A 10,183-nucleotide genomic window follows, 5' to 3' on the forward strand; every position below is an offset into this window, starting at 1 on the left:
CTATCAAAATCATATTGATGCGCATCAAGCAAGCAACGCGCTGTTGGCCGACACGGGCAGCGCCGCTGGCGGGCGCACAATCGCCGCGGGCCGGTGGCGGTCTGCCTTGTCCGCACGCCGCCCCGGCCCCACCGCCCATCCTGGTGTGGGAACGAAACTCCCGCCCGCCGACTCCATTCGCCCATGCAACGCGATTCCACCCCCTTCACCCTTGCCGCCTGTCGCCGTGCGGCGGCCCCCTTCGCCCTGGCCGCGCTGGCCCTGGCGCTGACCGCCTGCGCCGCCCCACCCCCGGCTGCGCAGGCCCCCGCCGCCAGCAGCCCAGCCGCCACTGCCACCACCGCGCAACGCCCCGCCAGCGCCGATGCTGCGCAGCAATTCACCCTGGCCAACGGCATGACGCTGATCGTCAAGCCCGACCGGCGCGCCCCCACCGCCGTGCACATGCTGTGGGTGCGCGTGGGGTCGGTCGACGAAGTCAGCGGCACCACCGGCGTGGCCCACGTGCTGGAACACATGATGTTCAAGGGCACCGACACCCTGCCGCCGGGCGAGTTTTCGCGCCGCGTGGCCGAGCTGGGCGGGCGTGAAAACGCCTTCACCAACCGCGACTACACCGGCTACTACCAGCAGGTGCCCGCCAACCGCCTGGCCGACGTCATGGCGCTGGAGGCCGACCGCTTTGCCCACAACCGCTGGAGCGACGAGGAATTCGGCAAAGAGCTGGCCGTCATCAAGGAAGAGCGGCGCATGCGCACCGACGACAACCCGCGCGCGCTGATGTATGAGCAGCAGATGGCCGCCACCTTCGTCGCCTCGCCCTACCGCGTGCCGGTGATCGGCTGGATGGGCGACCTGGATGCCATCCAGCCGCAAGACGCACGCGATTTCTACAAGCGCTGGTACACGCCCGCCAACGCCGCCGTGGTGGTGGTGGGCGACGTCGATCCGCAGCAGGTGCTGGCCATGGCGCAAAAAGCCTACGGCGGCATTCCTGCGCGCGCGCTGCCCGTGCGCAAGCCGCAGCCCGAGCCGCTGCAAAAAGGCGTGCGCCGCATCGCCGTGAAAGCCCCGGCCGAGCAGGCCGTGGTGTCGCTTGCCTTCAAGGTGCCGCAGATGGATTCGCTGGACGCATCGCCCAGCAACGACGATGCGCTGGCCCTCACCGTGCTGGCCGCCGTGCTCGACGGCTACAGCGGCGCCCGGCTGGACCGCGCGCTGACGCAGGGCCCGCACCGCGTGGCCGATTCGGCCAGCGCCGGCAACGGCCTGTTTGGCCGCGGCCCGCAGCTGTTCATGCTGACCGGCGTGCCCGCCGCGGGCAAAACGCCCCAGCAGGTCGAAGCCGCGTTGCGCGCCGAAGTCGCCCGCGTTGCCAAAGACGGCGTGAGCGAGGCAGAGCTGGCCCGCGTCAAGACGCAGTGGGTCGCCTCACAGGTGTACAAGCGCGACTCCGTCATGGGCCAGGCGCAGGAAATCGGCGCGCTGTGGGTGCAAGGCATGCCGCTGGACGCTGACGTGCGCCTGGTGCAGCGCCTGCGCGGCATCACCGCTGCCCAGGTGCAGGCTGCGGCCAAGAAGTATTTTGGTGACGACCAGCTCACCGTGGCCACCCTGGTGCCGCAGCCGCGCGACCCGGCCGCCAAGCCGCGCCCCGCGCCCGCTGCCGCCGCAGGGGACATGCGCTGATGCCCGCCGCCACCCGTGTGGTTGCAGCCGCCGGGGCAGCGCGTGCTGCCGCCTGCCGCCTTCGTTCATCCAGTTCCAGTTTTGCCATGAATACTCTTAAAACCATAGCTGCCAGCGCTGGTCTGTACTGCGCTGGCGCCGTGTTTGGCTTGTCATCGGCCCTGGCCGCCATCCCCATCCAGCACTGGACGCAGCCCAGCGGCGCGCAGGTGTACCTGGTGGAAAGCCCCTCCATTCCCATGCTGGATGTCGAGCTGGACTTTGACGCCGGCAGCCGGCGCGACCCCGCCAAGCAGGCCGGCCTGGCCGACGCCACCGCGCTGATGGCCGGGCTGGGCGTGGCGGCCAAGGGCGGCCAGCCCGCGCTGGACGAAAACCAGCTGGGCCAGGCCTGGGCCGACCTGGGCGCCTCGTTTGGCGCCAGCGCGGGTGCCGACCGCATGAGCTTTCGCCTGCGCACGCTGACCGAGCCCGATCTGCTGGCCAAGTCCGTCGCGCTGGCCTCGCGCCAGCTGGGCGATCCGTCCTTCCCTGAAGCCGTGTGGCGGCGCGAACGCGAGCGCCTGTCCGCCGCCCTGCGCGAAGCCGACACGCGCCCCGGCACCATCGCCGGCCGTGCCTTCAGCCAGGCGGTGTACGGCAACCACCCTTACGGGTACGACACCACGCCCGCGTCGCTGCAGCACATAGGCGTGGCCGACATGCGCGCGCGCTACCGCGACTTCATCCTGCCCTGCCGCGCCAAGGTCAGCCTGGTGGGCGCCGTCAACCGCGCGCAAGCCGACCAGCTGGTCGCCCAGTTGCTGGCGCGCCTGCCGCAAGGCGCCAGCTGCGCGCCGCTGCCGCCCGTGCCCGAGGTGGCGCCGCTCACGGCGGCCAAGGAAGAGCGCATCCCGTTTGATGCCGCGCAGGCGCAGGTGCTGGTGGGCCAGCCGGGCTACAAGCGCACCGACCCCGACTTCTTCGCGCTGCTGGTGGGCAACCACATCCTGGGCGGCGGGGGCTTCACCTCGCGCCTCATGCACCAGGTGCGCGAGCAGCGTGGGCTGACCTACGGCGTGGGCAGCTCGTTCTCGCCCGGCCTGCACGCCGGCGCCTTCACCGTGGGCCTGCAAACGCGGCCCGACCAGGCCGACGCGGCGCTGGGCCTCACGCGCCAGATCGTGGCCGACTTCGTGGCCAAGGGCCCGACCGAGGCCGAACTGAAAGCCGCCAAAGACAACCTGATCGGCGGCTTTCCCCTGCGCCTGGACAGCAACGGCAAGCTGCTGGACAACGTGGCCAACATCGCCTGGAACGGCCTGCCGCTGGACTACCTGGAGCACTGGACAGAAAAGGTCCAGGCCGTGACCGCCGACGACGTGCGCAAGGCGTTTGCGCGCGTGCTGCAGCCCGAGCGCATGGTGACGGTGGTGCTGGGCGGCAAGCCGGCGGCTCCCGCCAAGTGATGAGGGCTTGGTGCGCCGAGGTTGGATATAGATCGGCCGCTGGCGCGCTTGCCACCGGCGCTGGCAGCTATCGAAACCGTAGTGATTCGGTAACGGACGACCAGCGAGTCGTCCCCCAAGTTCTGGCCGCTTGTCGGTCAGTCGCCCCGCAAAAAATGGCCGCCACGCGGCCTTTTTTGTCGCTCCATCGTTGCTTCGCGCCCGCGGCGCAGACCATGCGGATCTTCCGCATAAAGGCGGGCCGCATGCCCGCCCGGTTGCTTGCGCGGGTGTGACGGCGCCTGCCGCCCGAGGGCGCTGGTCATCAGCGCCCCGCCACAATAGCGCCCATGCCCAGACCCCCGAAATCCAGCCCCTCCAAACCCGGCACCGCAGCCCGCAACACGCCCCAGCGCGGCGGGGCGGCGGCGGGCAAGTCGCTTGGCGCCAAAGCGTCAGGCGCGCAGAGCACGGGGCGTCACCAGGTGCGCATCGTCGGCGGCCAGTGGCGCAGCCGGCTGTTGCCGGTGGCCGACGCGCCCGGCCTGCGGCCTACGCCCGACCGCGTGCGCGAGACGCTGTTCAACTGGCTGGGCCAGGACCTGGGCGGCTGGCGTTGCGTGGACGCCTTCGCCGGCAGCGGCGCGCTGGGGTTCGAGGCCGCCTCGCGCGGCGCGGTGGATGTGCAGATGGTCGAGCGCGACCCGGCCCTGGTCACCGCTTTGAAAGCCGTGCGCACCCAGCTCGGCGCCGAAGCCGTGCATGTGCAGCGCGGCGACGGCGTGGCTGCGCTGGCCGCTTTGCCTGCGGGCAGCGTTGACCTGGTCCTGCTCGACCCGCCTTTCGACAGCGACGTGTTTGAGCGCGCGCTGCAAGCGGCCGCGCGTGCGGTGGGCGCGAACGGGCACGTGTACCTGGAGGCGCCGCGCGCTTGGGCGGATGCGGAATTGGCGGCGCTCGGCCTGGTGGTGAAGCGGCATTTGAAGGCCGGGGCAGTGCATGCGCATTGGTTGCGGCCTTCGGCGGCGGGGTGATTGAAATTGGGCTTTGGCGCTGGTCCTGCCTGCGCTGGCAGCTATATTTTTTGATGTTTCGTTGGCGCTGCTGAGGGCGGAGGCCGAGACCCGAGCTCGGCCCTAGCGAACCCCTAAAAAGCAAAAAAAGATAGCTGCCAAGGCACACAGCACCAGCGCCACAGCCCCAAACGCTCTACAACCACCTCACCCACAACGCACCCCCGGCACCCCCTCGGCATAATCCCGCAAAGCCAGCGCACCCACCCGCGCGGCGACCGCCACCCAGGAGACCGAACCCATGAGCCGCCACGTGATCGCCGTCTATCCCGGCACGTTCGACCCCATCACCCTTGGGCACGAAGACATCGTGCGCCGTGCGCGCGAGCTGTTCGACGAGGTCATCATCGCGGTGGCCATCGCGCACCACAAGAAGACGCTGTTCACGCTGGATGAGCGGCTGGCGATGGTCACCGAATCGGCCAAACAGTGGCCGGGCGTGCGCGTGGAGCCGTTCGACGGGCTGGTCAGCCATTTCGTGCGCGACAAGGGCGGCCGCGCCATGGTGCGCGGGCTGCGCGCGGTGACCGATTTCGACTACGAATTTCAACTGGCGGGCATGAACAGCAAGCTGGCGCCGGAGGTGGAATCGGTCTTCCTCACCCCCAGCGGGCAGTACCAGTTTGTCAGCAGCACCTTCGTGCGTGAAATCGCGCTGCTGGGCGGCGACGTGAAGCAGTTCGTGTCGCCCCACGTGTGGCAGCGGCTGATGGCGCGCAAGGACGCGGGCACCAAGCCCTGAGGCGCTGCCGACCGGGTGCTGGCTGGCGCGCGTCGGACGCACGCACCACAGAGCACCGGCTGATCGACCAGCATGAGGGTTTTGCCCCCTGGCGCAGGTGCAGCCTGCGCGGGCAGCTATCTATTTGAGAGTGAACTGGCGCGCGCGGCGCGCACGCGCCCTCGTCAGCTCGTCAGCTCGTCAGCTCGTCAGCTCGTCAGCTCGTCAGCTCGTCAGCTTCAACCCGATGATGCCGGCCAGGATCAGGCCCACGCAGGCCAGGCGTGGCGCGTTGGCTGGGTCGCCCATCAGCACGATGCCGAGGATGACGGTGCCCACCGCGCCGATGCCGGTCCACACCGCGTAGGCCGTGCCCACGGGCAGATCGCGCATCGCCACGCCGAGCAGGCCGACGCTGATGACCATCGACGCGACCGTGCCCACGGTGGGCCACAGGCGGGTGAAGCCTTCGGTGTATTTCAGGCCGATGGCCCAGCCGATTTCAAACAGACCGGCGATGACCAGAATGATCCAGGGCATGGTGAAAACCTCGTAACAGGGCGCCGCAAGCTGCAAGCTGGGCAGCTGCGCAAGGGCGGCGCGGTGGTGGGGTCGTCCCCGGGGGGTAGAGGCGCTGCCGGGTCGTCCCGACAGGCAAGGGTTAGCTATTCAAAATATAGCTGCTGGCGCTGGTGTGTAGTGCGCTGGGGCCTGATTTTATGGTTGAACGGGGCGGGCGTCGACTGTGGCGTGCCAACCACCCAAGCCGCGTAGGGGCGTCAGTAGCCCATGTCCCGCCAGCGCATGCGCAGCCAGCCCCAGGCCACCAGGCCGATGGCCATCAAGGCCAGCGAGGTCAGCGCCATGCCGATGGCCGAATGCATCACCAGCGGCGCCACCACGCCGGCGACGATGCCGTTGGCGGTGCTGGCCACCACCGCCTGCAGCGACGAGGCCATGCCGCGCCGCGCGGGGTGCAAGTCCAGCACCATCAGCGTGACCACGGGCACCATCAGCGCCCAGCCGTACGAGAAGATGGCGATGGGCCACAAAGACCACCACACGCTGGGCGTGAACAGCAGGTTGGCCACCACGTTCAGCAACGACACGGCCAGCATGATGCGAAAGCCGCGCATGATCTGGTTCTTGGGCCGCACCTTGCCCGCCATGCGGCCCGATTGCCACGAGCCCAGCATGATCCCGCTGATGGTCAGCACGAAGAACCAGAAGAACTGCGTGGGCCGCAGCGTCAGGATGCCGCCCAGAAACGCCGGCGCCGACAGCACGTACAGGAACATGCCGTTGAACGGCACGCCCGAGGCCAGCGCCAGCAGCAAAAAGCGCGGGTCTGAAAGCAGTTGCCCGTAGCCGCGCATCAGGTTGCCCACCTGGAAGGGCTGACGCGCCTGCACGTGCAGCGTTTCCGGCAGAAAACGCAGGTTGACCAGCGTCAGCACCACGCCCACGGCCACCAGAAACCAGAACACGGCGTGCCAGCCCAGCGCCTCGGACAGCAGCCCGCCGATGACGGGCGCCAGCGCCGGCGCAATGCCGAAGAAGATGGTGATCTGGCTCATCACCCGCTGGGCCTCGGACGGCGGAAACATGTCGCGCACCACGGCGCGCGACACCACCACGCCCGCGCCGGTAGACAAGCCTTGCAGCGCCCGAAAGAAGATCAGCTGCCCCACGGTTTGAGACAGCGCGCAGCCCAGCGAAGCCAGCGTGAACAGCACCAGCCCGCCCAGAATGACCGGGCGGCGGCCCAGGCTGTCGGACAGTGCGCCATGAAACAGGTTCATGAAGGCAAAGCCGAACAGGTAGGCCGACAGCGTCTGCTGCATCTGCACCGGCGTGGCGTTCAGCGAATGGGCGATCGCGCTGAAGGCGGGGATGTAGGTGTCGATCGAAAACGGCCCCAGCATGCCCAGCACGGCCAGCAGTATGGCCATGGCCCAGCGGGGGGCTTTCCAGAGCTGATCGGCGTTGGGGTTCATCGGGTGAAGGCGCGTGGCGGTTGAGGGGACGGGCAGGGAAAACGACGGGAAGCGATGGGGAAGGGCGGGGCACTGGTCGCCCCAAGCAGCTGGAGCGATGGCCCGGCGCGGGCAGGGCGCCCGCCCACGGCGCGCCTTGGCGCGCGGCCGCCCACTATACGGGCTGTGCGCCGCCGCACGCGTCGTTTGGGTGTCGTTGGGGCGCCGCATGGGCGATGCGCAGGCGTTCCGCCGGTGATCCGCGGGCAATGCGCGGGCGTTTGGGCCGCTGGGGCGGTCGGTCGGGGTTGGCTGCCAGGCTGCCAACGTGGCGCCCCAGCCTCGGTTTGAGGGGAATGCGCCGCGCGTTGTGCCGGCGCGCCAGCGTTCCCCGCACAATGGCGCGCATGAGCGACCTTGACCAGGCACTGAACCAGGCCATCGAGCAATACCGCCGTTCGCACCCCGCCAGCGAACGCCTTCATCAGCAGGCGCTGGGCGTGCTGCCCGGCGGCAATACACGCAGTGTGTTGTTTTTCGACCCGTTTCCGCCCTACATGGTGCGTGGCGAGGGCTGCCATTTGTGGGATGCGGACGGACACCGCTACCTGGACGCGCTGGGCGAGTACACGGCCGGGCTGTACGGCCATTCAGACCCGGCGATCCGCGCGGCCGTCAGCGAGGCGCTGCACAGCGGGCTGAGCCTGTCGTCCCACACCGAGCGCGAAGGCCTGCTGGCGCGCGAGCTTCAGCGCCGCTTTCCGTCGATGGAGTTGCTGCGCTTCACCAATTCGGGCACCGAAGCCAACCTGATGGCCCTGGCCACCGCCACGGCGGTGACCGAGCGGCGCAAGGTGCTGGTCTTCAAGGGCGCTTACCACGGTGGGGTGCTGGCCTTTGGGCAGGGCGGCAGCCCCGTCAACGTGCCCTACGAATGGGTCGTGGCGCGCTACAACGATCTGGAAGACGTGCGCGCCCAGGTGGCAGCGCACGGCAAGGATCTGGCGGCGATCCTGGTGGAGCCAATGCTGGGCTCTGGCGGCTGCATTCCCGGTGAGCCGCACTTTCTGCAAGGCTTGCGAGCGCTGGCCGACGAGAAGGGCGCGCTGCTGATTCTGGATGAGGTGATGACCTCGCGCCTGTCGTTCGGCGGCCGCCAAAGCCAGTTGGGCATCCGCCCCGACCTGACCACGCTGGGCAAGTACTTTGGCGGCGGCCTGTCTTTTGGCGCCTTCGGTGGCCGGGCAGACCTGATGGCGCGCTACGACCCGCGCCGCCCTCAAGCCTGGCAGCACGCTGGCACCTTCAACAACAACGTGCTGACGATGGCGGCGGGCTTGGCGGGCCTCAAGCACTTGCTGACGGCAGAGCGGCTGGACGCGCTGAACCGCCGCGGCGATGCCTTGCGGACCAAGCTGAACAAGATGCTGGAGGCGCAAGGCGTGCCGCTGCAGCTGACAGGCTTGGGCTCGCTGATGCAGTTGCACCCGCTGGCCGGCCCGTTGCGCAGCGCCGACGACCTGGTTGCGGCGGACGACCGCGTCAAGGCGTTAATGTTCTTTGAGCTGCTCGGCCGCAGCGTTTATATGGCGCGCCGGGGCTTCATCGCCCTGTCGTTGCCGTTTGGCGACGCTGAGTGCATGCGCCTGGAGCACGCGATGGGTGAGGCGGTCAACGCCCGGCGCGGCCTGTGGCCACCCGCCGCGCCGGCCCCGGCGCTGCAAAGACCGGCGGGAGCCTAGGCGCGAAAGTGCCGCGTGTGAGGCGCCAGCGCCTCAGGTGCGGGCCAGCTGCCGCAGGCCGTTCGGGTCGATCAGGCCCAGCACGCGGCCGGTGCCGCTGATCAACTCGCGTTCACGCAGCTGCCGAAGCACGCGCGAAAAGGTCTCGGGCGCAATGCCCAGTTGCGCCGCGACCATGCGTTTGCGCTCGCGCAGAGCCACTTGCAGCGTGCCCGGACGGTCAGGGGGTGTCTCGGCGTGGCGAAGCAGCCATTCGGCGCAGCGCGCCTCGGCGTCCTTGGTCAGGCGGCTGACGGCCAACTCGGTCTGCTGGCGGTGCGCCAGCGCGACGCCCGCCAACACGGAGCGTGCCGTGCCGGGCAGGGATTCCATCTCGGCCATGAAGACGGGCAGCGTCACGCGCTGAACGCGCAGGTCGGTGTCTGCCACGGCGTCGACCAGCGGGTTTTCGCCCAGCACCGCGCAGGTGGCGTTCAGCCAGCACGGCCCCATCAATGTGCCCACCTGCCGCGGCCCCAGCCCGCCGTCGTTCAACTGCAGGGACACGCGACCGACGTCCACGTGATAGACGTAGTCCAAAGGGATGGCGCGGCGCATCAGCGTAGCGCCGCGCGGCATGACGCAGGGTTCACCTCGCCAGTGATTCGACTCGAGCGGCATCATGGCCGGACTGTGCCGGTACCGCGCGCAGGCGGCATTGATACAAGTCAACCGTTGTCGCCAGCGGCTTCGCCCCGCGTCAAAGAATGAGCACGGCGCGAAAATCGTTCACGTTTGTGTGCGTTGGGCCTGTAACGACCAGATCGCCGATGGCCTGGAAATACGCGTAGGCATCGTGCCGCGCAATGTGATCTGCCAGCGACAAGCCTGCCGCCTTGCCGCGCGCCACGGTGTCGGGGGTGACCAGGGCGCCCGCGTTGTCCTCGACCCCGTCAATACCGTCGGTATCTGCGGCCAGGCCCCAGACCCCGGCTTGCGCTTGAAGCCCTTCGGCCAGGCCCAGGCAGAACTCGCCAGCCCTGCCGCCCCGCCCCGGCTTCGCGCCTTCGGGCAATCTGGTCAGCGTGACGGCTGTCTCTCCGCCACTGAGTAACACGCATGGCCGCTGGAAAGCGCCTTGATCGTTGGCCACGGCGCGCGCCAGTGCGGCGTGCATTCGGCCGATGTCGCGCGACTCGCCTTCGATCTCGTCACTCAAGACACACGCGTTCAAACCCGCCGCACGCGCTGCATCTGCGGCGGCTTCCAAGGACTGGCGCGGCGTGGCGATCATGTGCGTGCTGTGACCCGCGAACAGCGCGCTTCCAGGCTTGGGCGTTTCGAGGGTGCCGCGCTCGAGGTCTCTCATCACGGAGCTTGGAACGTCAATGCGATACCGGTGGATCACCTCAAGGGCATCGGCGCAGGTGGACGCATCGGGCACGGTAGGGCCGCTGGCAATCACGGCCAAGTCGTCGCCCGGTACGTCGCTGATGGCCAACGTGACCACCCGCGCGGGATGGCACGCCGCAGCCAGCCTGCCGCCCTTGATGCGCGAAAGGTGCTTGCGCAGCGT

Annotated in this window: 9 protein-coding genes (1 of these 9 only partly in view); 5 read left to right on the forward strand and 4 right to left on the reverse strand. The window is 69.0% G+C overall.

All coding sequences use genetic code 11. From position 1 onward, the window contains the following. Positions 1 to 183 precede the first annotated feature (183 nt). From C6570_RS08240 to coaD, 4 genes are all read left to right on the forward strand, one after another. Positions 184 to 1,689, forward strand: coding sequence for a M16 family metallopeptidase (locus C6570_RS08240; protein ID WP_106702777.1), 1,506 nt, complete (start codon positions 184 to 186; stop codon positions 1,687 to 1,689). An 86-nt stretch (positions 1,690 to 1,775) separates the two neighbouring features. Next, positions 1,776 to 3,137, forward strand: a complete 1,362-nt coding sequence (locus tag C6570_RS08245; RefSeq protein WP_106702778.1) for a M16 family metallopeptidase — start codon at positions 1,776 to 1,778, stop codon at positions 3,135 to 3,137. A gap of 329 nt (positions 3,138 to 3,466) precedes the next feature. Beyond that, entirely contained in the window at positions 3,467 to 4,150 is a 684-nt protein-coding gene (rsmD, locus tag C6570_RS08250; RefSeq protein ID WP_106702779.1) for a 16S rRNA (guanine(966)-N(2))-methyltransferase RsmD, read from the forward strand. A 280-nt stretch (positions 4,151 to 4,430) separates the two neighbouring features. Then, the gene (coaD, locus tag C6570_RS08255) at positions 4,431 to 4,931 is read left to right on the forward strand and encodes a pantetheine-phosphate adenylyltransferase (RefSeq protein WP_106702780.1); all 501 of its coding nucleotides are present in this window, start codon (positions 4,431 to 4,433) and stop codon (positions 4,929 to 4,931) included. 204 nt (positions 4,932 to 5,135) lie between these two features. Here the strand turns inward: coaD and sugE are convergent, their stop codons facing one another. Further along, on the reverse strand, positions 5,136 to 5,450 hold the full coding sequence (sugE, locus tag C6570_RS08260) for a quaternary ammonium compound efflux SMR transporter SugE (protein WP_106702781.1): 315 nt from the start codon (positions 5,448 to 5,450) through the stop codon (positions 5,136 to 5,138). Between the two features lie 239 nt (positions 5,451 to 5,689). Further along, positions 5,690 to 6,907, reverse strand: a complete 1,218-nt coding sequence (locus C6570_RS08265) for a multidrug effflux MFS transporter (protein WP_106702782.1) — start codon at positions 6,905 to 6,907, stop codon at positions 5,690 to 5,692. A gap of 386 nt (positions 6,908 to 7,293) precedes the next feature. On the opposite strand from C6570_RS08265, the gene C6570_RS08270 reads away from it, so the two are divergent. Next, positions 7,294 to 8,628 carry an aspartate aminotransferase family protein gene (locus C6570_RS08270; protein WP_245896365.1) on the forward strand — a complete coding sequence of 445 codons (1,335 nt, stop codon included), beginning with the start codon at positions 7,294 to 7,296 and terminating at the stop codon, positions 8,626 to 8,628. 33 nt (positions 8,629 to 8,661) lie between these two features. Here C6570_RS08270 and C6570_RS08275 read toward each other — a convergent pair whose 3' ends face one another. Together C6570_RS08275 and C6570_RS08280 are read right to left on the reverse strand one after the other, a co-directional pair. Then, the gene (locus C6570_RS08275; protein WP_245896367.1) at positions 8,662 to 9,246 is read right to left on the reverse strand and encodes a Crp/Fnr family transcriptional regulator; all 585 of its coding nucleotides are present in this window, start codon (positions 9,244 to 9,246) and stop codon (positions 8,662 to 8,664) included. A gap of 121 nt (positions 9,247 to 9,367) precedes the next feature. Further along, positions 9,368 to 10,183, reverse strand: the 3' portion of a protein-coding gene (locus C6570_RS08280) for a glycerate kinase type-2 family protein (protein WP_425437912.1). The gene runs 504 nt beyond the window's last position; only the last 816 of its 1,320 coding nucleotides appear in the window; its start codon lies off the right edge, out of view; the stop codon is at positions 9,368 to 9,370.

Origin of the sequence: Ottowia oryzae (assembly GCF_003008535.1) — a bacterium.
Classification (GTDB): Bacteria; Pseudomonadota; Gammaproteobacteria; order Burkholderiales; family Burkholderiaceae_C; genus Ottowia; species Ottowia oryzae.

Bases quoted from the DNA above. Each gene is read 5' to 3' on its own strand.
- C6570_RS08240 (WP_106702777.1), top strand. From the start codon at position 184: ATGCAACGCGATTCCACCCCCTTCACCCTTGCCGCCTGTCGCCGTGCG.
- C6570_RS08245 (WP_106702778.1), top strand. From the start codon at position 1,776: ATGAATACTCTTAAAACCATAGCTGCCAGCGCTGGTCTGTACTGCGCT.
- rsmD (WP_106702779.1), top strand. From the start codon at position 3,467: ATGCCCAGACCCCCGAAATCCAGCCCCTCCAAACCCGGCACCGCAGCC.
- coaD (WP_106702780.1), top strand. From the start codon at position 4,431: ATGAGCCGCCACGTGATCGCCGTCTATCCCGGCACGTTCGACCCCATC.
- sugE (WP_106702781.1), bottom strand. From the start codon at position 5,450: ATGCCCTGGATCATTCTGGTCATCGCCGGTCTGTTTGAAATCGGCTGG.
- C6570_RS08265 (WP_106702782.1), bottom strand. From the start codon at position 6,907: ATGAACCCCAACGCCGATCAGCTCTGGAAAGCCCCCCGCTGGGCCATG.
- C6570_RS08270 (WP_245896365.1), top strand. From the start codon at position 7,294: ATGAGCGACCTTGACCAGGCACTGAACCAGGCCATCGAGCAATACCGC.
- C6570_RS08275 (WP_245896367.1), bottom strand. From the start codon at position 9,246: ATGCCGCGCGGCGCTACGCTGATGCGCCGCGCCATCCCTTTGGACTAC.